Here is a 26,822-nt window from a genome sequence, read left to right on the forward strand (position 1 = left end):
AGTGTTGTGTGTTTTGTTTATTTCCAAGGTTGTGGCATTTTTTGGTCTCGCATTGGTACAAATACAAGGTTGTCATCTTCCTCTTCGCTATTTACAAAATGGTTAAAGCGTTTCATCATTTCCGGATTGTTAACGGCTTGTGTCCATTCGCATTCAAATTTATTGACAAGGGTTTGCATTTCGTCTTCTAAATCTTGAACAATGCCAAGTTTATCTTCTATAATAACTTCTTTTAAATACTCTAGTCCGCCTTCTAAGCGTTCTTGCCATGCTGCAGTACGTTGTAGAGGTTTTGCTGTGCGCATGTAAAACATAAGATACCTGTCTAAGTATTTGATTACGGTTTCGTTGTCAATTTGTTCTGCAAACAATTCTGCATGTCTTGGTGTTGCACCTCCATTTCCTCCTAGGTAGAGATTCCAACCACCTTCAACGGCAATTAATCCAAAATCTTTTCCGCGTGCTTCGGCACATTCTCGTATACAGCCAGAAACACCACCTTTAATTTTATGCGGTGCGCGTATGCCACGATATCTGTTTTCTAGTTCAATTCCGAATGAAACACTTTCGTCCATTCCGTATCGGCACCATGTGGATCCTACACAAGTTTTTACGGTACGTAGAGATTTTCCGTAAGCATGGCCACTTTCAAATCCATGGCTTATGAGTTCTTTCCAGATTAAGGGTAACTGTCGTAAAGTTGCTCCAAATAAATCAATACGAACGCCTCCTGTTACTTTAGTGTAAAGATCATATTTTTTAGCAATTTGTCCTAAAGCAATAAGTTTGTCTGGAGTGATTTCTCCACCAGGAACACGAGGAACTACAGAATAAGTTCCGTTACGTTGAATGTTGGCTAAGAAGCGATCATTAGAATCTTGAATTGCATATTCTTTATTAGCTGTATCTGCATTAATTGATGCCATTAATGATGCTATTAAAGGCTTGCAAAGTTCGCAGCCATGTCCTCCATTTCCGTGGTTATCTAGTACTTCGTTAAATTTAGTGTAACCTTTTACTTGGATAATTTTGTAGAGGTCTTGTCTACTTAGGTCAAAGTGTTCGCAAACACCTTCTTTAACTTCTATTCCTAGAGCTTTTAGGGTTGCGTTTGTTAAGTCGGTTACCATAGGTTTGCAACCTCCACAGCCTGTTCCTGCTTTTGTGCAACTCACTACACCTGTAACATCTGTAGCTTTACCGTTTTCAATAACACTGCATATTTGTCCCTTAGTAACACTCTCGCATGAGCAAACTTGTGCCTCGTCTGGTAAATCTGTTACATCACCAAAAGAAGCGCCTCCTTCACTGGCAGGCAGAATTAATTGTGCGGGATCCTCTGGAATTGCCATGCCGTTTAAATAAATTTGATGCAGCATGTTGTAATCTGTTGCATCGCCAACTAAAATGCCGCCTAGTAGAGATTTTCCATCAAGGCTAACATTAATTCTTTTATATAAATGTTGTGTTTTGTTTTCAAAAATAATAGAATGTCCCTTTGATGCTGGCATAAAAGGCTCGCCAAAACTAGCGACATCTACACCTATAAGTTTTAATTTGGTAGACATATCTATTTCGTCTGGCATTAATATGTCGGTTTTACCTAAAATTTGGTTTGCAGCAACCTCTGCCATATCATAACCAGGAGCTACCAAACCATAAATCATTTGGTTATATAATGCTACTTCGCCAATAGCATAAATATCTTTATCAGAAGTTTGCATTTTATTATTAACTACAATTCCGCCACGAACACCCATTTCTAAGTCGCACGTTTTTCCGAGTTCGTCTCTAGGCCGAATACCTGCAGATATTACTAACATGTCTACATCTAATTTGTCATCCTCTCCAAATTCCATTCCAGTAATATGGCCATCGTTTCCTAAAATTTGATTTGTAGCTTTACTTAAATGAATGTTTAACCCTATAGATTCTAATTTTAATTGCAGTACTTGGCTACTTCTAGAATCTAATTGTCTTGGCATTAACTTAGGAGCAAACTCTACAATATGTGGTTCTAAGCCCATATCCATTACTGCTTTGCCAGCCTCTAAGCCAAGTAGTCCTCCGCCTAAAACAGCTGCTTTAGCGTTTGGTTTCTCTTTATTAAGTTTGTCTGCATATGCTAACATACCCTCTAAATCTTCAATTGTTCTATAAACAAAAACGCCTTCTTTTTCTATACCTTTAATTGGAGGAACGAAAGGGGAAGAACCAGTAGCGAGTACTAAATAATCGTAGTTGTATTGTTGCTCTGTAGTACTGGTTATGGTCTTTTTGCTTCTGTGAATATCAGTAATGCGTGTGTTTGTTATGAGTTCAATACCGTTTTCTTTATACCATAATCTTGGGGCCATTTCTAAGGCTTTTGCATTTTGGTTTTCAAAAAACTCACTTAAATGAACGCGGTCGTAAGCTGGTCTAGGTTCTTCACCAAAAACAATAATTTTAAAATTTTCATGGCCTTTTTTGCTTACTAATTTTTCGCAAAATTTGTATCCAACCATTCCATTTCCTATAACAATTAAGGTTTTCATAAGGTTATAATTTAAAACAATACTTTCAAAATTACGTATAAATACTTAATTATATGTATTAAATTGTAATTTGCTTTTTGTTGTATACGTATTTTTATGAATATCAAAATAATTTCCAGTATTTATAATAATGTGCTTAATTAAACCTGTTAAAACTGAGAAATTTTATTGTTATTTCTTTATGTAAATGAATATTTCTATGGTTTAAAAAGGAATTATTTTATTTAAAACCAAATAATTATGCTTTGGCATGCTGTTTTTCCTTCTGATTTCGGGTCTTAGATTTATGAGTGTTTTAAATTTGACGGGTTTTATTGAATTATTCTGTTTTTCAACAAGAGTTCATTGACAATTATGTAATAAGAGGAATAAATACTTAGTTTTTTCGATGTATTTTTGTGTTTAAATACTTAGTTTTATAGATTTGTTGTATTGCTAACTAGATTAATTAATACGTAGTCTTACAGTAATGGGTTTATTTTATAACTTGAAAATAACACTTTATGGCTGTTCCAAATATAAATTGTAAGACTTGTTCTAATCAAAATTGTTTAATCAAAAAAAATATTGATAGAAATTCTATTGAGCAATTTATGCCAGATAGAAGTACAATTGTCTGTAAAAAGGGGCAACAATTTGTAATGGAAGGTGCGCCAACAAATGGCTTGTTTTTTATGAATAAAGGAAAGTCTAAGGTGCTGAAAACGGGTATTTACGGCAAGGAACAAATTTTACGTTTTGTAAGTAATGGCGAAATTATTGGGCATCGTGGTTTTGGTGTCCGTGAGAAGTATTCCATAAGTGCTGTAGCATTAGAAGACAGTGTTCTATGTAATTTTACTGATAAGACTCTGAAAAAAATGCTAAAGGAAATTCCAGAACTAACCTATGACCTTATGTTGTTTTATGCCTACGAATTAAATATAATAGAGTCTAAAGTTAAAGCAATTGCTCAAATGACGGTTAGAGAAAAAGTGATTGATGCGCTCTTATATATTAACAGAAAGTTTGGTGTTAATTATAAAGGTCTATTAGATTTAAAATTAAGCAGGAAGGAAATAGCTGGTTTTGCAGGTACTACAGATGAGCAGGTAACAAGGACTATTTCTGCTTTAAAAAAAGAGGGCTTAGTTTTTACTATAGGTAAAAGAATAGGGATTGTTAATATAGATAGGTTAAGAATGGAAATATCAGAACACAATTATTTTTTAGACAGTTAAATATAAATAAGTAAACTAGTGATTTAAATACTTAGTCAAAGAAATTTGTCTAAGTATTTTTTATTTACATCAATTTGTATTGATTAATAGGTGTTTATGGTTTTAGTATGGTTTTTAGCAATATTTTATATGTTTATAAATAGGTTTATAGCATGTCTATAACATCTTAAGTTTAAGGAAGTACTTATATATTTGTCTCAAATAAGTATTAATACTTAGATTAACTAAAAATCAACTTAGAGATGAAAACATTATTATCAAAATGGACTTGGATATTCTCGCTCGCTATTTTATTGTCAGCTTGTGGAGAAGAAAAGAAAACAGAAGCTAAAGAAACCGAATCAACTTCTACTGCTAAAACAACTAGTTTAGAAATAGAAAAACCACAATTAACTTTTGGGTTTATAAAATTAACTGATATGGCACCTTTAGCCATTGCTAAAGAAAAAGGTTTTTTTGAAGATGAAGGGTTATTTGTTTCTGTAGAGGCACAGTCTAATTGGAAAAATGTATTAGACCGTGTTATAGACGGACAACTAGATGGTTCGCATATGTTAGCGGGTCAACCAATTGCTGCAGGAGCTGGTTTTGGTCGTCAAGCCAAATTGGTTACACCATTTTCTATGGATTTAAATGGAAACGGAATTACCGTATCTAACGATGTTTGGTCTAAAATGAAACCAAATGTGCCAAAGGATTCAGACGGTAAGCCTATTCACCCAATTAAGGCTGAAGCTTTAAAACCAGTAATTGAACAATATAAAACAGATGGTAAAGCTTTTAAAATGGGTATGGTGTTTCCTGTATCTACACATAACTACGAAATTAGATATTGGTTAGCCGCTGCTGGTATTCACCCAGGTATGTATACGGCAGATAACGTACAAGGGCAAATTGATGCTGAAGTGTTATTATCTGTAACGCCTCCACCACAAATGCCAGCAACTTTAGAAGCAGGAACTATTTATGGGTATTGTGTAGGTGAACCATGGAACCAACAAGCCGTTTTTAAAGGTATTGGTGTACCTGTTGTTACAAATTATGATATCTGGAAAAATAACCCAGAAAAAGTATTTGTTATGACAGAGAAATTTGTAGAAGAAAACCCTAACACAGCTGTTGCTGTTACAAAAGCACTAATAAGAGCTGGTAAATGGTTAGATGAGCCTAGTAATAGAGCTGAGGCTGTAAAGATTTTATCAATGTCTCAATACGTAGGAGCTGATGAGGCTGTATTAGCAAATTCAATGACTGGTACTTTTGAGTTTGAAAAAGGTGATAAAAGAGAGATGCCAGATTTTAATGTGTTCTATAAATACAATGCAACATACCCATTTTATTCTGATGGTATTTGGTTTTTAACTCAAATGAGAAGATGGGGACAGATACCAGAAGCAAAATCGGCGGATTGGTATGCTAATACTATAAAGGATATTTATAGACCAGACATTTGGAAAAAAGCGGCAACACTTTTAGTTGAAGAAGGAAATATTCCTGCAACAGATATTCCTGAAACAGATGGTTATAAACCAGCAACATCAGACTTTATTGATGGTACAACTTATGATGCTAAGGATCCAATTTCTTATATCAACAGTTTTAAAATTGGAAACAAAGACAAGGTTGAATAATAAATCTTAAACAACAATTAAATAAGAAGTTATGAAGCAAAGTATAACATTAGGAAGAGTTACTAAATTTATGGGATTAGGTATTTTTAGCACACTTAAGGATCTATTTACGGGTAAGTTAGAAAAAGAAGATTTTAAAAATTTTATCCGTAAAACAATTGTGCCACTTGCTTCTATACTTCTTTTTATTGGTATTTGGCATATTGGAGCTAAGGCACTTTATAATAAAGAAGCCGATTTTAAAATTCAAAAAGCGCTTTCGGATCAAGGACAAGCAGCTGCAGATGCAATGGAAGCATGTATAGCTTCTGGTGATGTAAGTTGTAAGCCAAACACATTACCGTCACCCGCTCAGGTTTGGGATTCTTACAAGTCCTTATTAAGGGATCATAATATTATTGCTGCGGACAAGGCGGCTTTTAAAGAGAAAACAGCTGTTTTAAATGAAAAACGAATTGCAGATGGTTTGGATCCAATTACCTATACAGGCAGGCCTTCGTTTGTAGATCAAATATTTAGAAGTTTAAAAACTGTATTTGCAGGATTTTTATTGGCATTATTAATTGCTGTACCATTAGGAATATTTATAGGACTAAGCCCAACTTTAAAAAGTTCATTTAATTGGTTTATTCAAATCTTTAAACCTGTATCTCCAGTAGTATGGTACTTGTTGGTGTTTATGATTGTAAAAACATTATTAATAGATTCTAATGAAGACAGTTCTTTCACTATTTCTTTTATCAGTGTTGGTTTGTGTTCAATGTGGGCAACATTGGTGAATACCGCAATGGGAGTCTCTTCAGTAGATAAAGATTATATAAATGTTGCTAAAGTATTAAAATTGGGACCTTTTCAAAAAATATTTAAAGTGGTATTGCCGTCTTCATTACCACTAATTTTTACGGGATTAAAAATTACCTTATCAGTTGCTTGGATGGTGTTGATTGCTATAGAATTATTAGCACAAAGCCCAGGTTTAGGACTGTTTGTTTGGGAGGAATTTCAAAATGGCGCTAATGATTCTAATGCAAAAATTATAGTAGCAATGTTTGTTATTGGTATTATAGGTTTTTTATTAGATCGTTTAATGCTAACCATACAGAATTGGGTATCTTTTGATAAAACCGAAGCGATTTAAAAACCAAATAGCAAATAAAATGGCATATCTAGAACTTAATAATATTTATAAAAATTACGGTCAAGGTGATTCTGAAACAGAAGTTTTGTCTAATATAAACCTTTCAATAGAAGAAGGAGAGTTTGTGGCTATTGTTGGTTTTACAGGAAGCGGAAAAACAACGTTAGTAAATCTTATTAATGGATTGATAGAACCAACTAAAGGAGAGGTTTTATTTAAAGGAAAACCAGTTTCTGGCACAAGTCACGAAAGAGGTGTGATTTTTCAGAATTACTCATTGTTACCATGGTTAACTGTAGAACAAAATGTATTAATGGCTGTTAAGGAAGCTTTTCCAAAACGAGAAAAAGCAGTATGGAAACGAAAAGCCCATTATTATATAGAAATGGTAGGACTAACACCAGCTATTAATAAATTACCTAAAGAATTATCTGGAGGAATGCGTCAAAGAGTTGCGGTAGCTAGGGCCTTATCGATGAAACCAGATATGATTATAATGGACGAACCTTTAGGAGCTTTAGATGCTTTAACAAGAGGGACGCTTCAGGATCAAATTTTAAATATATGGGAAAAGGATAAAAGAACAGCTTTGTTAATAACAAATGATGTTGATGAAGGTATATATATGGCTGATCGTATAATTCCATTGAGACCTGGACCTAATGCTACTTTGGGACCAGAATTTAAAATAGATATAGATCGTCCTAGAGATAAAACAGAATTAAACGATAATGAAAATTTTAAGCAAACAAGAAATGCTATTATCGAATATTTAATGGATATAGGAGAAGAAAGAAAAGCCAAGGCTACAGAAGAAATTTTACTTCCAGAATTAACACCAATAGATTTTGTAAAATAATTTAATAAGCATTGTAATGAGTATTGTAGAAGAAAAATTAAAAAATTCAGCAGGAAGTACTGTGTTTTCCTCTAGTGAGGTGATGCTAGATTTAAATAATTTGAAAAAAATATATCCTACTCCAAAAGGTGATTATGTAGTGTTAGAAGATTTAAATCTTCAAATTAAAAAAGAAGAATTTGTAACTATAATTGGGCATTCAGGTTGTGGCAAAACAACAATGTTGTCAATGATAGCTGGATTAAATCCAATCACAGGAGGCAATATATCAGTATTAGGTAAACCTATAAAAGGTCCTGGTCCAGATAGAGGTGTTATTTTCCAGGCACCGAGTTTAATGCCTTGGATGACATCTCTTCAAAATGTAATGTTAGGCGTTAATCAGGTCTTTCCTCATGCTACAAAGGCACAACGCAGCGATATTGCTAAATACTATTTACAGAAAGTGGGTTTAGAAGATGCGTTTCATAAAAGAGCATCAGATTTGTCTCAAGGTATGCAACAGCGTGTTGGTATTGCCAGAGCGTTTGCTATTAAACCTAAAGTACTACTATTAGATGAGCCTTTTGGTATGTTAGATTCACTTACGCGCGGTGAGCTTCAAGATATTTTAATTGAAATATGGAATAAAGAAAAAATCACTGCCGTAATGATTACTCACGATGTTGATGAAGCTATCTTTTTAGCAGATCGAGTGGTTATGATGACAAGTGGACCAAAGGCTAAAATTGGTGATATTCTAGATATAAACTTTGAAAGACCCAGAACACGGAAGACCGTTTTAGAGCATGATGATTATTATAAATACAGAAAACACCTAATAGACTTTTTAGAGCACTAAGAAGTAAAACACAAGAATTTATTCAATTTAAAACAGGCTTAAGAAAAGGAGATTTCTTATAAGCACAGGGAAGCTACAATCTAAAAACAATCAAAAAATGACACTTAATAACTCGAAAAATAATTCAAATTTAAAAACAAGAACCATGAAAAAACAATACATTTTAATAGGCTTTATAGCTTTGTTTGTGCAATTTGCTCAAGCACAATTTAGTCTAGATGGAGAATTTAGACCACGAACAGAATATAGAAATGGATTTGGAAGTCTTATTGCTGATGATGCAGATGCCGGATTTGGAATTTCCACAAGAGCAAGATTAAATGCCGGATTTAAAACCGAAGCTTATAGCTTTTATTTAAGTTTACAAGATGTGCTGGTTTGGGGAGAAAACAGGCAAATTTTACCTTATGATCAAAATAATTCTTTTGCTGTATTTCAAGCTTGGGCAGACATTAAGTTAGGTGAAGGGTTTTCTACAAAAATTGGTCGTCAAATTTTATCTTATGATGATCAAAGAATTTTAGGAGGTTTAGATTGGGCACAGCAAGGGCGTAACCATGATGCAGCTTTACTTAAGTATTCTAAGGATAGTTTTAAATTAGATTTTGCTTTAGCTTTTAATCAAGATTATAGTAATCCAACCGGTTTTGTTTCTTCAGGTACTTCTTACGATACTACAGGTTTTTTCTCTTATAAAACAATGCAAATGCTCCATTTAAGTAAAAAGTGGTCTAAATTTTCTGGAAGTTTATTATTGATGAATAATGGTTTTCAGGAATATGAAGATGATGGTGTAACTGCTGATGGAACAAGTGGTTTGCAAACAATAGGTACGCACTTAAAATATAATAGTGGTAAATTTGGTGTAGCTGCAAATGCTTATATACAAACTGGTCAAAGACAAGGTGAAGTAGATGTTAAAGGTGCTCATTTATTAAGTCTTGATTTATCTTACAAATCTTCCGATAAAGTTACATTTGGTGCTGGTGTTGAAGTTATTAGTGGAAATGATGCTGATGCTGGTGAGACAGGAGCGTTTTTTCCATTATACGGAACAAACCATAAGTTTAACGGATTTATGGATTATTTCTATGTAGGTAACCATGCTAATTCAATAGGATTGGTAGATATACATGCTAGTGCAAACTTTAAACTAGGTGAAAAGTCTAGTCTGTTGGTAAAAGCATTAAATTTTAGTGGTGAACAAGAATTATCTAGCGGTGAAAAATCTTTAGGAACTGAGGTTGATTTGGTTTTTAAGCAAAAATTTAAAGGTTACGCATTGGTTTTGGGTTATTCTCAAATGTTTGCGGGCGATGGCATGTATGAGTTAAAAGGTATTACTGAAGATTTAGCTGCAGGTAGTCAAAATTGGGCTTGGGCGATGTTAGTTATTAAGCCTAAATTTCTTTAAAAATTAAATTCTTGGATATGGGTTTAAGAATGTAATTCTACCAGATGATTTAATTTTATAAACTTAAAGACTCTTTTTAACCATGTAATAGTTCTTAGTGTTGTTATTATTGAGTTTTCAAAAGTTATTCAAGAATTAAGTTAAGCCTTTCAAGAAATTGAAAGGTTTTTCTCTTAGAAATTGATTAAGGTGTAACTAAAATTGAAGATTAGCGACAGATAGTAATAAAGCTATATTTTGAATATAACGCCAATTACAATTTCCGCTGAAGATAAAGACGCCTTAATAAATGCTAAAGCTAGTATGCACAATTTAAGTTGGGCTATTAAAAACGTTAATAAGGTCGGTAATACAGTAGAGACAAGTGTGAAATTTGTGCCTGAGAAAATTTTATTAAAAGTTAAGAAAATTACAGAGTCTGTGTTATTAAAAGTGGTGCAGGCTAATTTGTTAACGATTCAGAAAAACAAAACATTTAAAAAGCCTTCTAAAAAAACATATAAAGGAATTGTAACTGGTACAGGAGCGATTAGTGGCTTTTTTGGTGCATCTACAGGTTTTGGTACAGCAATTTTTGTATCAGAAGTAACGCTAACAACTAAATTTTTAATGCGGACTATAATGGATATTGCTCGTAGTGAAGGAGAAGATATATATACGTTAGAAGGGCAAATGGCCTGTTTACAGGTTTTTGCTTTAGGAGGTGGTTCTAAAAACGACGATGATTTAGAGGCAAGTTACTATACAACTCGTTTAGCGCTAAACTCAACAATTAATAACGTGTCTGCTTCTGGTATAAAAGTGACTTTAGAGAGTTTGGCTAAAGGTGCAGGTGTTTTAGGGTCTAACGCTATAGGTAATTTTTTATCTAAAATAGCAACGAGATTAAGTCTGTTAATTAGTGAAAAATTTTTAGCACAAGCTGTACCTGTAATTGGAGCATTAGGAGGGGGAGGATTAAATTATGTATTTGTGGATCATTTTCAGAAAATGGCAACGGCTCATTTTACTGTACGACGCCTAGAACGTAAGTATGGTGAAACGGTAGTTAAGCATGCTTTTCAAACTATTAAAGTTTAAGTGAATTTCAACTTTGTAGCGTTTAATTGTCTAAGTTTAAAAAAAATAAATAGAATAGTTTATTGTTACATAGAAGTTAAATAATATTTTGGGTTTATTAAAATAGTATTAACACTTATTTTTTTAATTTATATACTTTTGGTTCTGTTTATAATAAGAGAAATTAATAGTATATTTGTGCTTAAATAAAAAGGAAATGTAGGTAACTTCCCTAAAAAACTACATTTTTAAGCGTTTTGTCGATAAATTTTACCGTTTATAGACGTTTTTGTGTCAATTAATTTTGTAAGCTCATTTTTTTTAATACTTTTACACCATATTTAATAGAATGCAGAACAAGAATATGTTAGCCTCAGTCTTAGTTTTTTTCGTTGCTTTCGCATCTATGGCGCAAGGAGAAACGCCTCCTCCGCCTGCGCCACCACCGCCACCAGGTCTTCCAATTGATACGGGAATTATAGTATTATTTATTGTAGCTCTAATTTATGGAGCTTACAAAATTTATAATATGCCTAAAAAAACGATTTAAATCCTTAAGTCATTTAAGCGTTTTACATATTTTCCAATGACGTCAAACTCTAAGTTTACCTTATCTCCAACTTTTATTGATTTAAAGGTTGTATTATTATATGTATAAGGAATAATTGCAACAGAAAATTTATTTATTTCAGAGTTTACAACTGTCAAGCTAACCCCATTTACAGTTATAGACCCTTTCTCTATTGTAATATTGTTTAAAGCTGTATCATATTTAAAAGTAAAGATCCAACTTCCATTTTCTTCTACAATACTAATACAGTTTGCAGTTTGGTCTACATGGCCTTGCACAATGTGTCCGTCTAAGCGGTCATTTAGTTTCATGCCACGTTCTAAATTAACAAGCTCATTTTCTTTTAAGTCATAGATATTAGTTTTATCTAATGTTTCCTGTATTGCTGTAACTGTATACAAGTCATTTTCAATATTAACAACCGTTAAACAAACTCCATTATGGGCAACACTTTGGTCAATTTTTAATTCATTTGTAATAGAAGATTGTATTGTAATATGAAGATTACTTCCGTCCTTTTCTAGTTTATTAACTGTACCTAGATTTTCAATAATTCCTGTAAACATAGAATATGCTTTATTTAGTTTAAATTTGCAATTACAAAGTTAAACCCAAAAAGTGGAAATATAACTTTGTAGATAGTATAAATAAAACGAAACACTATTATATACTAGTAATTAGTTAAAAAAGATAGTTAGCATATATATGAACCAAAATGAATCAGTGATTGTTGGCATTTCAATTGGAGACCTTAATGGTATAGGCCCAGAAATTATTATAAAGTCTTACGAAGACCCAAGAACTTTGGAGTTAAGTACACCATTAATTTTTGCATCAGGTAAAACTATGCAGTTTTTTAAAAAACATTTTAAAAGTAAAATTAACTTTTACAATATTGATACACCAGAAAAAATAGTTGTTGGTAAGGTTAATGTAGTAAATGTATGGAATGAATCCGTAAAAATAGATTTTGGCAAAGAAGACAGAAACATAGGGGAATATGCTATAAAATCACTTGAAGCCGCAACCAATGCTTTAAAAAATGGAACAGTAGATGTTTTAGTTACTGCTCCAATTAATAAGCACAACATACAGTCCGAAAAATTTAATTTTCCAGGACATACAGATTATTTAGCGAATGCGTTAAATGGTAAAAGTCTTATGTTTATGGTTTCTAATAGACTTCGTGTTGGGCTTTTTACCGATCATGTTCCGCTTAAAGAAGCTAGCGAAAAGATTACAGAGGAATTAATAAATGAAAAAATTGCAACAGTTATAACATCGTTAAAACAAGATTTTGGCATTGTAAAACCAAAAGTAGCTGTTTTAGCCATTAATCCGCATGCAGGTGATAATGGTGTTATAGGTAATGAGGATGATGTGGTTTTAAAACCTACGTTAGAAAAAATAAAATCTAAAGGTAATTTGGTTTATGGTCCCTATTCTGCAGATAGCTTCTTCGGCTCTAGTACATATCAAAAGTTCGATGCTATAATCGCTTCTTATCACGATCAAGGATTAATACCCTTTAAAACTATTGCTTTTGGAGAAGGTGTTAACTATACAGCAGGTTTAAGTAAGGTGAGGACATCACCAGATCATGGAACAGCTTATGAAATTGCAGGAAAAGGTATTGCCAATGAGGGATCTATGAAACAAGCAATATTTACTGCAATTCAAATTTTTAGGAGTCGTAAAACATATAATTTTTACAGTAAAAACCCGTTAAAAAAGCAAACGAGATAGTTATAAACAAAATTTGTTGATATCTAGGCTGTAAATAATTAAAAATTTATATATTTGCAGGCTCAAAATGAGTGGAGTAATGAAGGCATTAAAATCTTATACAATTCCTTTTGTAGGATTAAAAATAGGAGAGCATCATTTTGATTATCAAATTGACAATACGTTCTTTGAGCATTTTGAATACGATGAATTAAACTCAGTTGATGTTAAAATTGACCTGAAATTTGAGAAAAAAACAACGCTTTTAGAGTTGCATTTCTCGGCAGAAGGTAATGTTAATATTAATTGCGACCTTACAAATGAACCGTTTAATCAAGCTATTAATGACGATTTTAAGTTAGTAGTTAAGTTTGGTGATGAGTACAATAACGATAATGAAGATATACTAATTGTACCGCATGGAGAATATGAAATTAATGTAGCTCAATATATATATGAGCTCATTATTTTGGCAGTTCCAATTAAGAGAATTCATCCAGGTATAGAAGATGGTACATTAGAATCAGATATACTTTCAAAATTAGAAGAATTGAGTCCAAAAAAGGACAATAATGAAAAATCATCGGAGGAAATTGATCCTCGTTGGAATAATTTAAAAAAACTATTAACGGATAAATAACATTTAAAATGGCACATCCAAAGCGTAAAATATCGAAAACAAGAAGAGATAAAAGAAGAACACATTACAAAGCTTCTGTACCTCAAATAGCAACTTGCCCAACAACAGGTGAGCCACACTTATATCATAGAGCTCACTGGCATGAAGGTAAATTATACTACAGAGGTCAAATTTTAATTGACAAATCTGTTGAAGAAGAAAATGTAGCATAACTATTATGCGTGCATATAAGAAAACGCTCACTTGTGAGCGTTTTTTTTGTTATTATTTTTCGAATAGCGCAAAAACTACTTACTTTGCGTAATTATTTGCGATAAATTGATAAAAATTGAATAAAACACGGCAATTTTTGTCGATTTCCGTTACATTTAATCTTCTAAATCCTAACAATGAGTAAAATCACAGCGGCAATTACAGCAGTCGGAGGCTATGTTCCGGATTATGTTTTAACTAACAAAATCCTTGAAACCATGGTTGAAACTAACGACGAATGGATTACTACTAGAACAGGTATTAAAGAACGTCGAATTCTTAAAGAAGAAGGTAAAGGAACCTCATTCTTAGCTATAAAAGCAGCCGAAGATTTAATTAATAAAAAAGGTCTAGACCCAAAAGAAATTGATTTGGTAATTGTTTGTACAGCAACACCAGATATGAAAGCTGCGGCAACGGCAGCATATACAGCTACTCAAATTGGAGCTGTTAACGCTTTTTCTTTCGATTTAGAAGCGGCGTGTTCTAGTTTTCTTTACGGTATGTCTACGGCATCTGCTTACATAGAGTCAGGCAGATATAAAAAGATTCTTCTTATTGGAGCTGATAAAAATTCTTCATTTATAAACTATAAAGATAGAGCAACATGTATCATCTTTGGTGATGGCGCAGGAGCAGTGCTGTTTGAACCCAATGAAGAAGGTTTAGGTCTTCAAGATGAATTATTAAGAAGTAATGGAGAAGGGAGAGAATTTCTTCAGGCAACTTATGGTGGTTCTTCTTATCCAATTAATGAAAATACATTTAAAGAAGGTAAGCATTACGTTTTTCAAGATGGAAAAACAGTGTTTAAAAACGCTGTCTTTAATATGGCTGACATAACAGAACGCCTTTTAAATAAAAACAACCTTACTAACGATGATGTGCAATGGTTGGCGGCTCACCAAGCCAATAAACGTATCATTGATGCTACTGCAAACAGAATAAACTTAGAAGAAGACAAGGTAATGATGAATATTCAGAAGTATGGAAACACAACTTCTGCAACGCTACCATTATTATTGTTTGATTACGAATCACAACTTAAAAAAGGTGATAAAATAATATTCGCTGCCTTTGGTGGTGGATTTACTTGGGGCTCAATATATTTTAAATGGGCTTATAATTCCTAAAAACAATTAACTAACTAATTAATATCTAAAATTATGGATATAAAAGAAATACAAAACTTAATTAGGTTTGTAGCCAAATCGGGTGCAAGCGAAGTGAAGTTAGAAATGGATGATGTTAAAATTACCATTAGAACCGGTTCAGATGACACTACAATTGTTCAACAAGTACCAGTTCAGGCAGCACCTGTAATGCACCAACAAGTGCCAGTTCAACAACAACCAACACCTATACAAGAGGCTCCAGCTAAACCAGCTGCAAGTAATGCTCCAGACGATTCTAAATATATTACAATAAAATCTCCAATAATCGGTACATTTTATCGCAAACCATCTCCAGATAAACCAGTTTTTGTAGAGGTGGGAACAGATGTTAAAGAAGGTGATATACTTTGTGTAATAGAGGCCATGAAATTATTTAATGAAATTGAATCTGAAATTTCTGGTAAAATTGTAAAAGTATTGGTTGATGATGCATCACCAGTAGAATTTGATCAACCATTATTTTTAGTTGATCCTTCATAAATTTTAAGTTTAGAAGTTTAAGTTAAAAGTTTAAGTAATAGATTTTATTTAAACCTAAACAACTAAACCATGAACTCTTAAACTCAAAAGAAATGTTTAAAAAAATACTAATTGCAAATAGAGGGGAAATAGCACTTAGAGTTATTAGAACCTGTAAAGAAATGGGTATCAGAACTGTTGCTGTATACTCTACAGCAGATGCAGAAAGTCTTCATGTGAAATTTGCAGATGAAGCTGTTTGTATAGGTCCACCTTCAAGTACTGATTCTTATCTAAAAATATCAAATATTATTGCTGCGGCAGAAATCACAAATGCTGATGCTATACATCCTGGCTATGGATTTTTGTCTGAAAATGCAAAATTCTCTAAAATATGTGAAGAGCATGGTATAAAATTCATTGGTGCATCTGAAGAGATGATAGACAAAATGGGTGATAAATCTAATGCAAAAGCAACAATGAAGGCTGCAGGCGTGCCATGTGTGCCAGGAAGTGATGGTGTAATACAATCTTATGAAGAATGTGTTATAGTTGCAGAAAAAACTGGTTACCCTGTAATGTTAAAAGCATCTGCAGGTGGTGGCGGAAAAGGGATGCGTGCCGTATGGAAACCAGAAGATCTTCAAAGCGCGTGGGAATCTGCCCGATCAGAATCTAAAGCGGCATTTGGAAATGACGATATGTATATGGAGAAGCTTATTGAAGAGCCTCGTCATATAGAAATACAAATTGTTGGAGACTCTAGTGGAAAGGCCTGTCATTTATCAGAACGAGATTGTTCTATTCAAAGACGTCATCAAAAATTAACAGAAGAAGTGCCTTCTCCTTTTATGACAGATAAATTGAGAACCAAAATGGGTAAAGCAGCTGTGAAAGCTGCCGAATTTATAAAATACGAAGGTGCTGGTACAGTAGAGTTTCTTGTAGATAAGCATAGAAACTTCTACTTTATGGAAATGAATACACGTATTCAAGTAGAGCATCCAATAACGGAGCAAGTTATTGATTTCGATTTAATTCGAGAGCAAATATTAGTAGCTGCAGGTGTGCCAATTTCCGGTAAAAATTATTTACCTCAATTGCATTCAATAGAGTGCAGAATAAACGCTGAAGATCCATTTAATGATTTTAGACCTTCACCAGGAAAAATCACAACACTTCACGCGCCAGGAGGTCATGGAGTAAGATTAGATACTCATGTTTATGCAGGTTACAGCATTCCTCCTAATTACGATTCAATGATTGCGAAGTTGATTACAACGGCTCAAACAAGAGAAGAAGCTATCAATAAAATGAAACGTGCTTTAGATGAATTTGTAATTGAAGGGATAAAAACTACAATTCCTTTTCACAGGCAATTAATGGATCATCCAGATTATTTAGCTGGTAATTATACCACCAAATTTATGGAAGATTTTAAAATTCAAAATCAAATTGAAGATTAAAAAACTACCCAAATCGAAAGGTTTGGGTTTTTTATTAGACTAACTCAAATAATATACTTTTTTTATTGCAATTTTAAAGATATAATGACGTTTTTTTGATAATCTAATAAATACAAGTAACTTTAAGGATGAAAAATAATAGTAACTATGAATAAAAACTACTTTATTAAAACAACAATGGCTTTCTTTGTGCTATTCACAATAGCAGTTAGCGCACAGAATTCTAATGAATTATGGTCTAGTATAAATGAAGCCAAAGCAATTCAGTATAATCAGGTTTTTAGAAAAATCTCTTTAAAAACGGAGAAATTTTTTAAATTGAACCTTGATGATTTAAAATATGCATTACAAAACGTTGGAAATAGAGAGAATAAAGGCAATACTATAATTTCTTTTCCAAATTCTAATGGAGACTTTAAAGATTATAGAGTGTTTGAGACTCCGATGATGGAAGCTGAGCTTCAGGCTGAATATCCTAATATAAAAACTTATGCAGGTCAAGGTATTGAAAATCCTTCCGAGATAATTAGGTTTAGTATAACATCTAAAGGATTTCATGCTATGTTCTTAAACACAGCAGAAGGCACACAATTTATTGATCCATTTTCAACGGAAGGTGATATATATACGGTATATTCTCGACGAAATTTAGAAGATTCAAATTTTAATTTTGAATGTGGTGTAATTGATGACGAAAGGCTAACTAGCTCATTTGATGACGCTACATCTTTTGCTAAAAATGCCAATGATGGTACGCTAAGAAACTATAGACTAGCCGTTGCTTGTACTGGAGAATATACGGCATTTCATGGAGGAACAGTTGCTGATGCTATGGCTGCAATTGTTGTTACAATGAATAGAGTTAACGGCATTTACGAAAGAGATTTGTCCGTTACTATGACATTAGTTGCTAATAACTCTAGTTTAGTATACACAGATGCAGATACTGACCCTTTTAGTAATGATAATACTAATACTTTGATTAATCAAAGTCAAACCCAGATAAATGGTACAATTGGTTCTGGAAATTATGATATTGGCCATACATTTAGTACAGGAGCTGGTGGACTGGCTGGTTTAGGTGTTACCTGTAATAATAGTAATAAAGCTAGAGGTGTAACAGGTGTTTCGCAACCGGTTGGTGATTCTTTTGATATAGATTATGTTGCACATGAGTTGGGTCATCAATTTGGAGCGCCTCATACATTTAATGGATCTGTTGGTAGCTGTGCCGGAGGAAACCGATCTGCAGCTAATGCATATGAACCAGGAAGTGGGTCTACAATAATGGCGTATGCTGGTATATGTGGTTCAGATAATATTCAAGTAGGGAGTGATGCTTATTTTCATAGAAATAGTATTTTCAGAATGTGGAGTCATATATCAGGTACAGGAACATGTCCTGTAAATAGTACAGCTACCGGAAATACTGAGCCAGTTGCAAATGCTGGGTCCGATTATATTATTCCTCAAGGTACACCATATAAATTAGATGGTAGTAGCTCTACTGATGTAGATGGTACAGCCTCATTAACCTATACATGGGAACAATATGATTTAGGTGCAGCAGGTGTTCCTACAGAAACAACAGCTTCAGGACCATTAGTAAGGTCTTATGAAGGCACTACAGATCCTGTAAGATATATTCCTAGATTAATTGATATCGTTGCCAACGGAGGTGTGTCTACAACATGGGAAAAACTAGCAACTGTAAATAGAGATATAAACTTTACATTAACTGTTAGAGATAATGATGCTAGTGGAGGACAAACGGATTCTGATGGTATGATTGCAACGGTAACAACTTCTGCAGGTCCGTTTACAGTAACGTCTCAAAATACAAGTGGAATTTCATGGGATGTTGGTAGTACACAAACCATAACTTGGAATGTTGCAGGTACTACTGCCAATGGTGTAAATGAGGCGAATGTAAATATTTTACTTTCTACAGATGGTGGTTTAAATTTTGACACCGTTTTAGCAAGTAATACACCAAATGATGGTTCTCAGAATATTACTGTACCAAATGTAGCTTCTTCAAACTGTAGAATTATGGTAGAGGCAGCAAATGGTATATTCTTTAATATTAACAGTAATAGTATTGCAATAGGTGTAGATGTAATATGTACAACTTATGCCTCAGGTGATATTGCATTGGCAATTCCAGACGGAGCTGGAGCGAATATGCAAGGAACAGTAGTTGGGAACACTATTAATGTTTCAGACACAGGTATTATTACAGATTTAAGAGTTTCTATTGATGTTACACATTCTTATATAGGCGATTTAATTTTACAATTACAACATCCTAACGGCACCGATTTTGTAAATGTTTGGAATAGAACATGTAATACAGGTCAGTTTAGTAATATTGACGTTACGTTTATGGATGGTGAACCAGCTATCTCCTGTGCGTCACCTACAACCGGTACATATGAATCCTCAAGCCCGCTAAGTGTTTTTAATGGTTTAGATATGAATGGAGATTGGACAATTTTGGCCGTAGATTTCTATAATGGTGATACAGGTACTTTAAATAATTGGTCTTTAGAATTCTGCACAGAATCTTTAAGTGTTACAGAAAATGAGTTAGATAATTTAAGCGTTTATCCTAATCCAAATAATGGAGAATTTAATATAGGATTCGATTCTAAATCGAGTGAAGCAATTTCAATAGATGTTTATGATATTAGAGGACGTTCTATTTATAAAAATATTTATGATAACACAGGTCGTTTTGAAGAAACGATTCAATTGAGTAATGCTCAGGCTGGTGTTTATATGCTAATGATTTCCGACGGTTTACAAAAAGTGACCAAGAAAATTATAGTAGAATAAAAATATTATGTATACTTTAAAAGCTCCTTATTTGAGGGGCTTTTTTTATGGGAAATAATGTTGTTATGAATTTATCGTATTGGGAAACAAAAACGTGGTTAGCTAACATTGACTTTACAATTGTTGGTAGCGGAATAGTTGGTCTCAATTGTGCTTTACGGTTAAAACAGCGTTTTCCAAACTCAAAGATTTTAATTCTCGAAAAAGGAATCCTTCCACAAGGCGCAAGTACAAAAAACGCTGGTTTTGCTTGTTTTGGTAGCTTAAGTGAGATTATTTATGATTTACAGTCGCATTCTAAAGAAGAAGTTTTAGAATTGATTAAGAAAAGAATAAATGGATTACAAATTCTTCGTAAAAACTTAGGAGATAAAACAATTGGTTATCAGAATTTAGGAGGTTTTGAGTTGTTTTTAGAATCAAACAAAATACTTTATGACTCATGTAAAAGTCAGCAGAAAGAAATTAATGAACTGTTGTTCCCAATTTTTAATGCGAATGTGTTTTCGTTTAAAGACAACGATTTTGGCTTTAAAAATATAAAATCAGACTATTGTTTTAATCCAATTGAAGGGCAGATTGATACCGGAAAAATGATGAGTGCTTTATTGAATAAAGTTCAGTCTTTGGGCATAAAAATTTTGAATAACATAACGGTTGAATCCTATTCTGAAGACAAAAATGCTGTAACAATTAAAACCAACCAATTTGAATTCAAAACCAAGAATTTATGTATTGCAACCAATGGATTTGCTAACCATCTTAATATAGAAAAAGTAAAACCAGCAAGAGCACAAGTTTTAATTACAAAACCGATAGATAATTTACACATAAAAGGCACGTTTCATTTAGATGAAGGTTATTATTACTTTAGAAATATAGATAATAGAGTTTTACTTGGTGGCGGACGACACCTAGATTTTAAAACTGAAGAAACCACAATATTTGCCCAAACAGAAATTATACAAAATAAGCTTGAAGACTTATTGAAAACAACAATTTTGCCAACTACAAATTTTGAAATTGACCATCGTTGGTCTGGCATTATGGGTGTTGGTAAACATAAAAAACCAATGGTAAAACAACTATCTAACCATGTGTTTTGTGGCGTGCGTTTAGGAGGCATGGGTATTGCAATTGGAAGTATTGTAGGTAAGGAATTAGCTGATTTAATCGAATAGATTTGTAATTTTTGCACAGACACAAATCTACTTTTTAATACAAACATGAATATAAAACAACAACTACATAATCAATGCCAAGATTTCTTAAACAATCGTTTAGAAGTGATACAAAATACCATTTCGGATATTCAAGTGTCTCTAACGTCCGAAACCAAAAGCAGTGCAGGCGATAAGCACGAAACCGGAAGAGCCATGCTGCAATTAGAACGCGAAAAAGCAGGTCATCAATTAGCTGAAATTGAAAAGCAAAAACAAATTCTTCAAAAAATAAATGTAGAATCAAAACACCAAAAAGTAGCATTAGGTTCTGTGATAAAAACAACGCAAGCCAATTATTTTATTGCTGTTAGTGCTGGCGAATTAGTTGTGGATAAAACAAAGTATTTTGCGATATCTGCAGCAACACCAATCGCACAATTATTGCTGTCTAAAGGTGTTGAGGATGTCATTGTTTTTAGAGGGAATGAATTTAAGGTAGTTGAGGTTTTTTAAAATTAAAAAGCAGACCAACCGAAGTCAATCCACTTTTTCCCTTTCTAAGATTAAATTTTTTGACCTAGCAGGTCTTATTTTTAAAGGTTAATGTCTCCTTTTAGAGTTTCTACGTTTCTCACGCCTAATCTTCCAAGGTGCATTTTTTTGCCAATCTCCTGCCATAATACAACCATAAGGCATGACTTCGTCAATGACTTTTCCTAGATTAAATTCATCTATTTGTTGTCTTACCGCTTTGGCATTTTTGTATGCCGACGGCAACTCAGTAATATCAATTTCTTTTGAAAAAAACCGGATATCTAATCCACGCGTTTCTTCTTTAAAGATTTGCATAGTTGTTCCTGTTTTCCTTTTTCTATGTTGTGTTCTACTCACGTTTCTACCTGCGCCATGTGGTGCAAAGCCTAAATTGGTGTTTGTAGTAGCGCCTTCAACAATTAAAACAGGTTCAGACATGTTTAACGGAATCAATCTTGGTCCTGTAATATCTGGCATAAACTTAGCATCTAATGGTGTGGCTCCTTTTGCATGATAAAATAAATCGCCATCTTTAAAGACAAAGTTATGTTCGTTCCAGTATCTGTTTTCAATATTAATTTCTAAATTTTCAGCTACTGAGTTATGCAATACTTCATGATTGGTTTTGGTCCAATCTCTTATGATTTGCAGTGCTTCCCAATACGACTGCCCTTCTTCAGTTTCAAATGGAATCCACGCATTTTGCTTTTTCGTATCTGGCGATAATTCTTTTCTAAAACGTTCTGCAATCTTCATACCTTTGGTGTGCAATCTTGCTCCAGGACCTCTTGAGCCATGATGTGTAACCAACATGATGTTTCCTGTTTTTTTAGATGTACCAACAAACAAGAAATGATTACCATCGCCTTGAGTTCCTAAATGAGACCTTGCGATTGAAATCATATTACCATCATTCAAGAAATAGTTAGATTCAAAAGCGTCTAAAAGTTCTTTAGGAAATCTAAACTGTGAATCTCTATCACGTCCACCAGGACCAAAATGTGTAATGGAATGTGCTGCATCTAAAATGTCTTTTGGTGCTGCTTTTCCGAAATCGGTTAACATTACAGAACAACAAATATCTGCACTATGCATTCCTGGATGAATGGCGTTTTTGGCCACTGCAACACCACCTACAGGTATGGTTCCATCTGGACCAGCAGGACAAGCATCTGGCATAATAGTACCATTTACTAATGTTGGTGTTTTCATAAGCGTTTGCATGGAATTAATCACTTTATCAACATTCTCTTTTTCTTCTTCGTTTTCTGCTTTAATGTTAATTGAAAACTCAATCGGTGTTTTGTGTAATTCTATTGGGTCTGGCGATTTAAATTGCGCTAAATAGGTGTTTAAGGCGTCGCCTTTTAATTCATTTTTGTTGATATGAGTTAGGGCGTCTTTCATCCATTTGCCTTGTCTGTAACCTAAGGCTAACAAATCGTGACCTGTTAATTTTTTATTTGTTTTCATATTCATTTTCCACGGAAGTGGTAGTCTTTTTAATTAATAGTTTTTTTATAGATTCCGCATCAAGTGCGGAATAACAGTTAACTGTCAATAACACTACGAATATTATAGTGTATTGCGCATTGTTTTTGCGTAGTTGTCTTTTTGTCATTCAAGGTCTTTTTTGACCTTATAGGATAAACTACTTATTATAATACCTACAAGGTTCTGAAACCTTGCAGGATTATAGAATTTACTTATTCACAGAGAATATGTCCTTTAATTGTTCAATGACGTTACCGTTGCCAGCAACTGTGATTTCACCAATTTTGTCGGCAATTTTCTCAACATATTCCATCTCTTTTAATTTAAACAACATGCTGTTGTTTTCCATTAATTTCGCGGTATTTAACAAGCTTCTTGTTGAGGCTGTTTCTTCTCGTCTTGTGACCACATTAGCCTGCGCTTTTTTGTGGGCAATCAATACTTGATTCATAATCTCTTTCATATCACCTGGTAAAATAACATCTCGTAAACCTGCGTGCAACACATTTACACCTAACTTGTTGGCTTGTGTTTTTACATCCTCTAAAACAGCTTTGGCAATTGTTTCCTTTTGCTCTAACAATTCGTCTAAAGTGTAAGCGCCAACAAATGCGCGTAATGCTAATTGCAAAATAATGTACAATTGCTTTTCGTAATCTTTGTTATGCATTAACGCGGTTTCTACGTTAGTCACTTTGTATTGTGCATAGAAATTAATACGAACGGTTGCTTTGTCTTTAGTCAATAATTCTTGACCTGCAACTTCTAATTGCAATTGACGCATATCTGCTTTAGAGATTTTAATGGTTTGCTCATTTCTCCAGAAATGGTATGTACCATGTTCTAAGGTTTTAACAAACGCGTCATTAACAATCATAATAGCTTTTTCGTATGCTGCAACTTCAAATGTTCTAATGTATTGACGCAATTGCATATTGCTAAATAAAGCTTTGCTGACTTCTTCTGTGATGTCAATTTTACTTAAATCTGCAGTAACAAACTTGTAGTTTATTAAACCTTTCCAGAAGGTGTAACGACCAGCTTTTAATACGCATTTAAAGTTGTTGTTTTCGTAAAGCAAAACAATTTCGTTATCCTTTACCTCTACAACGTGCAACATGTTGGCTAAAGTCTCATCTTTAAGCAAGATTTCTAATGCTTTTGGTGCACTGAAAGCTTGTGATAAGTCGTATTTTAAAACTTGCTCTCTAAAATTTATCCAATGTTTACCTGCTGTAATAACGCGAGCGTAATTACCGTTTTTAAACACTAAACCTACTGTACCTGCATGAATTCTTACTCTATACATGATTTCTAATTTTTTGTTCTGAAGTTTTTATTTTTTATTTCAGAACGGTTAAACATTTATAATAGAATTCTCTCCCGATAATTGACAGGATTGAGAATGACTATTCAATTAAAACAAAATGAAAGAAAACCATCTTTCTAACTACGGAAATACTTGCGATTTAAAGAGTTTTTAAGCTTTGTTCTTGAGACAATTTATCAATTTTGAAGCAACCAATGTTGAATCGTTTATTGAAAAATGAATCTTTAAAAGAAAACCTAAAACGGCTTTTAATACATCAGTATTTCAAGGTGTTTTCTAGACTGCGCTAACAACAAGTTGCTATTGCTAGTTTTAGTTCACTTTGTTTTTGCCATTTAAAGTGTGGCGCACTTGGTGGTCTATTTTTAAAAGTGACCTTCTTTGACTAATGATGGATTTTTAGTCCATTTCAAACTGTAACCGAAATACAGCGCGTTTACCAATTCCGCCACAAACCGAATCTCGGTTTGGTAGGATTCGAACCTACATATTGAATCTATTGCTATAACCGCTTTAGCTACTTCCCGTTAAAGAAGACAGGATTCGAACCTGTGTACATAGATGTGGTGGTTATTCTTTACCAAATAACCCGTTGGTATCAAGTCAAGTTGAATATAAAAACCTAATACCTATTGGTAAGGATTTATACAATAGTGCTATACTGAAACACTTAACAAGACTTGCTTGATATTATGTCCTGCAAAAGCAGGAATCTTAGTCTGAGAAGCAGGACTCGAACCTGCAACCTTTCGCATCCAAAGCGAGAAAACATCCAATCGTTATATTCTCAGTTTTTATTTTAAAGAACTTTCTTTAGCTTTTTTCTATACGTTCATTTTGTCTTGATACAAAACGAACCAAAAAATCACTGTCAAGTCAAGGAATTTTCAGTTTTTCAAACTGAAACCGATTTGAAAACTTCGCGTCGAACTGTGTTCTCCTGATTTCGAAGCTTTTCTTCATCTATTCTGCGCCTTGATGTTCAATTCTGCGAATTGATTTAGGGTTTGAATATTTGCCGTCTTTCATCATAAAAAAATGTTTATGGCTTTTTTCCTAACTCATGTGGAAGCAGTAGTACTTGAACCTACGCGTTCATTATGAAACAAGATTTACAATCTCGTGAGCCAACCAATTGCTCAATGCTTCCGTTTTGTTACTCTAGTAATAGTAATATTTCTGTCATTCTTTTTCCGAATACTTCTTTGTCTTCATATAGATTAAAAAAGCCACTTGATATTTTATCAAATTTTGAAATGTTAATTTCTTTGATAATCGCTTCAATATTATTTTTAATATCTAGTACGTCATGCTGTAATGTTTTGCTAAGAATAGTTTCTTTATCAAAAGCAAAAGCATCAATTCCGCAACATTCTACCATGCAATGAATTTCTAATGCTTTCCAAAAGGTTTCATTTTTATTAATCCAATTATCAATATTTAAATATTTCATTTTCCTTTTATTAAGCTCTGCCAGATGCCTCGTTCTGGCAGAGCACTACTTTAAAGTCTGATTCCAAAAAGACTTCTTATTAATTACGATGCAAATATTTTACGCTATTGCGCAATGTTTTTGCGTAGTAATAATTATTTCAATTTTTCTTCTTCTTTTTTTTCTTGCTCTTGACTTTTTTAGTCTTTTTCGGTTTCATTTTGTTTTTAATTCTTTTAATTTCAGAATCGATAAAACTGGTAAAGCTGTTATTGTACACGTGCTTTTTTGCGAGTTTTAAAGTCTTTAATGCTTTCTTGTATTTTTGAAGAATCTCAAAAAGTTGCCCTTGAAACAAGTAAACTTCGCCTTTGTTTAATCCTTTTACGGTTAATGCAAAGTCAATTAATTTTTGAGCTTCTTGGTAATCTTCATTCCACATTAAAACCAGAATGTATTTTGAATACACCTTGTGAAAATCTAGTTTGTTAGCCAAAGCTTCTGCATAATACTGCCTGGCTTTTTCGTAATCGCCAAATTGTTCGGCTTGTAAACGACCCATTAAATACAAAGCATAGGCATTGTTGGCTTCGTAGGATAAGGCGTAGTTTAGATTTTCTACAGTTTCTTCTAGTTCGTATGGATAAGCATCTATAGCTTTTAGCACATAATTGTTTAATAAATTAGTGTCCATTGTTATATTATTTTTTTCCTGAATTTATTTCAGAAAGTGATTTAAAATTATTGAACGCAAATGTGCGTAATTGCAAAACATTTTTGTTCAACTTTAATTTGTACTGTTTGTGAAAATGTGTTTAGCAGGTTTGCTAATGACTGAAAACAAAAAATCCGAAACAGTTTTTAATTGGCTTCGGATTTTTCATCTATAATTTTGAAAAGTTTATCTAACGATAATCACGAAGCATCACAAAAGGAGGTATTCCTTCTGGACGGTTTTGATATGTTATAAATAAACTCATAGCTTCTAATTTTTAATTCAACTTATGTTTTGGTTGAAATGCGATGCAAATATTTAGCTTTTTT

The 26,822-nt window shown here is 33.2% G+C and carries 23 protein-coding genes and 1 tRNA gene; 17 read left to right on the top strand and 7 right to left on the bottom strand.

The annotated features are described in order from the left end of the window. Positions 1-17: 17 nt before the first annotated feature. A complete protein-coding gene (nirB, locus tag GN138_RS11920; protein ID WP_157364223.1) occupies positions 18-2,537 on the bottom strand; it encodes a nitrite reductase large subunit NirB in 2,520 nt (839 codons plus the stop codon). Between the two features lie 503 nt (positions 2,538-3,040). Here nirB and GN138_RS11925 point away from each other — a divergent pair. The 8 genes from GN138_RS11925 (at position 3,041) to GN138_RS11960 (ending at position 11,249) form a co-directional block, all read left to right on the top strand. Beyond that, positions 3,041-3,757, top strand: a complete 717-nt coding sequence (locus GN138_RS11925; RefSeq protein WP_157364224.1) for a Crp/Fnr family transcriptional regulator — start codon at positions 3,041-3,043, stop codon at positions 3,755-3,757. 242 nt (positions 3,758-3,999) lie between these two features. Further along, entirely contained in the window at positions 4,000-5,388 is a 1,389-nt protein-coding gene (locus GN138_RS11930; protein WP_157364225.1) for a CmpA/NrtA family ABC transporter substrate-binding protein, read from the top strand. Between the two features lie 31 nt (positions 5,389-5,419). Beyond that, the gene (locus GN138_RS11935) at positions 5,420-6,526 is read left to right on the top strand and encodes an ABC transporter permease (RefSeq protein WP_157364226.1); all 1,107 of its coding nucleotides are present in this window, start codon (positions 5,420-5,422) and stop codon (positions 6,524-6,526) included. Positions 6,527-6,545: 19 nt separating this feature from the next. Continuing rightward, the gene (locus GN138_RS11940; protein ID WP_157364227.1) at positions 6,546-7,385 is read left to right on the top strand and encodes an ABC transporter ATP-binding protein; all 840 of its coding nucleotides are present in this window, start codon (positions 6,546-6,548) and stop codon (positions 7,383-7,385) included. Positions 7,386-7,401: 16 nt separating this feature from the next. Further along, positions 7,402-8,226 (top strand): ABC transporter ATP-binding protein, encoded by an 825-nt coding sequence (locus GN138_RS11945; protein WP_157364228.1) that lies wholly within the window; start codon positions 7,402-7,404, stop codon positions 8,224-8,226. Positions 8,227-8,371: 145 nt separating this feature from the next. After that, positions 8,372-9,640, top strand: a complete 1,269-nt coding sequence (locus GN138_RS11950; RefSeq protein WP_157364229.1) for an alginate export family protein — start codon at positions 8,372-8,374, stop codon at positions 9,638-9,640. A gap of 237 nt (positions 9,641-9,877) precedes the next feature. Continuing rightward, complete coding sequence (locus GN138_RS11955) at positions 9,878-10,720, top strand: EcsC family protein (RefSeq protein ID WP_157364230.1); 843 nt, start codon at positions 9,878-9,880, stop codon at positions 10,718-10,720. Positions 10,721-11,105: 385 nt separating this feature from the next. Next, positions 11,106-11,249 (top strand): PID-CTERM protein-sorting domain-containing protein, encoded by a 144-nt coding sequence (locus tag GN138_RS11960; RefSeq protein WP_231743076.1) that lies wholly within the window; start codon positions 11,106-11,108, stop codon positions 11,247-11,249. Here the strand turns inward: GN138_RS11960 and GN138_RS11965 are convergent. Further along, positions 11,246-11,836: a riboflavin synthase gene (locus tag GN138_RS11965; RefSeq protein WP_157364232.1), complete on the bottom strand. Its 591-nt coding sequence runs from the start codon at positions 11,834-11,836 to the stop codon at positions 11,246-11,248. The genes GN138_RS11960 and GN138_RS11965 overlap by 4 nt on opposite strands. A gap of 139 nt (positions 11,837-11,975) precedes the next feature. Between GN138_RS11965 and pdxA the strand changes: the two genes are divergently transcribed. The 9 genes from pdxA (at position 11,976) to GN138_RS12010 (ending at position 21,501) form a co-directional block, all read left to right on the top strand. After that, on the top strand, positions 11,976-13,016 hold the full coding sequence (pdxA, locus tag GN138_RS11970; RefSeq protein ID WP_157364233.1) for a 4-hydroxythreonine-4-phosphate dehydrogenase PdxA: 1,041 nt from the start codon (positions 11,976-11,978) through the stop codon (positions 13,014-13,016). Positions 13,017-13,095: 79 nt separating this feature from the next. Next, a complete protein-coding gene (locus GN138_RS11975; RefSeq protein ID WP_157364234.1) occupies positions 13,096-13,635 on the top strand; it encodes a YceD family protein in 540 nt (179 codons plus the stop codon). 8 nt (positions 13,636-13,643) lie between these two features. After that, positions 13,644-13,847, top strand: coding sequence for a 50S ribosomal protein L32 (gene rpmF, locus GN138_RS11980; protein WP_157364235.1), 204 nt, complete (start codon positions 13,644-13,646; stop codon positions 13,845-13,847). Positions 13,848-14,024: 177 nt separating this feature from the next. Then, positions 14,025-15,020, top strand: a complete 996-nt coding sequence (locus GN138_RS11985; protein ID WP_157364236.1) for a beta-ketoacyl-ACP synthase III — start codon at positions 14,025-14,027, stop codon at positions 15,018-15,020. 33 nt (positions 15,021-15,053) lie between these two features. After that, positions 15,054-15,542 carry an acetyl-CoA carboxylase biotin carboxyl carrier protein gene (gene accB / locus GN138_RS11990; protein ID WP_157364237.1) on the top strand — a complete coding sequence of 163 codons (489 nt, stop codon included), beginning with the start codon at positions 15,054-15,056 and terminating at the stop codon, positions 15,540-15,542. A 92-nt stretch (positions 15,543-15,634) separates the two neighbouring features. After that, entirely contained in the window at positions 15,635-16,987 is a 1,353-nt protein-coding gene (gene accC, locus GN138_RS11995; RefSeq protein ID WP_157364238.1) for an acetyl-CoA carboxylase biotin carboxylase subunit, read from the top strand. Positions 16,988-17,134: 147 nt separating this feature from the next. Then, a complete protein-coding gene (locus GN138_RS12000; RefSeq protein WP_157364239.1) occupies positions 17,135-19,825 on the top strand; it encodes a zinc-dependent metalloprotease in 2,691 nt (896 codons plus the stop codon). Between the two features lie 65 nt (positions 19,826-19,890). Continuing rightward, a complete protein-coding gene (locus tag GN138_RS12005; RefSeq protein WP_157364240.1) occupies positions 19,891-21,006 on the top strand; it encodes an NAD(P)/FAD-dependent oxidoreductase in 1,116 nt (371 codons plus the stop codon). Between the two features lie 45 nt (positions 21,007-21,051). Further along, on the top strand, positions 21,052-21,501 hold the full coding sequence (locus tag GN138_RS12010; protein ID WP_157364241.1) for a 3-oxoacyl-ACP synthase: 450 nt from the start codon (positions 21,052-21,054) through the stop codon (positions 21,499-21,501). 87 nt (positions 21,502-21,588) lie between these two features. On the opposite strand, the gene GN138_RS12015 is transcribed toward GN138_RS12010, so the two are convergent. The 5 genes from GN138_RS12015 to GN138_RS12035 all read right to left on the bottom strand — a co-directional run bounded on the left by GN138_RS12015 (position 21,589) and on the right by GN138_RS12035 (position 26,472). Then, positions 21,589-22,995 (bottom strand): RtcB family protein, encoded by a 1,407-nt coding sequence (locus GN138_RS12015; RefSeq protein ID WP_157364242.1) that lies wholly within the window; start codon positions 22,993-22,995, stop codon positions 21,589-21,591. A gap of 229 nt (positions 22,996-23,224) precedes the next feature. Next, positions 23,225-24,325: a slipin family protein gene (locus tag GN138_RS12020; RefSeq protein WP_157364243.1), complete on the bottom strand. Its 1,101-nt coding sequence runs from the start codon at positions 24,323-24,325 to the stop codon at positions 23,225-23,227. Positions 24,326-25,412: 1,087 nt separating this feature from the next. Continuing rightward, a tRNA-Tyr gene (locus tag GN138_RS12025) sits at positions 25,413-25,496 on the bottom strand. A 6-nt stretch (positions 25,497-25,502) separates the two neighbouring features. Next, entirely contained in the window at positions 25,503-25,799 is a 297-nt protein-coding gene (locus GN138_RS12030) for a DUF6331 family protein (RefSeq protein WP_157364244.1), read from the bottom strand. Positions 25,800-25,938: 139 nt separating this feature from the next. Beyond that, entirely contained in the window at positions 25,939-26,472 is a 534-nt protein-coding gene (locus GN138_RS12035) for a tetratricopeptide repeat protein (protein WP_157364245.1), read from the bottom strand. Positions 26,473-26,822 lie beyond the last annotated feature (350 nt).

Origin of the sequence: Winogradskyella endarachnes, from assembly GCF_009741275.1 — a bacterium.
GTDB lineage: Bacteria > Bacteroidota > Bacteroidia > Flavobacteriales > Flavobacteriaceae > Winogradskyella > Winogradskyella endarachnes.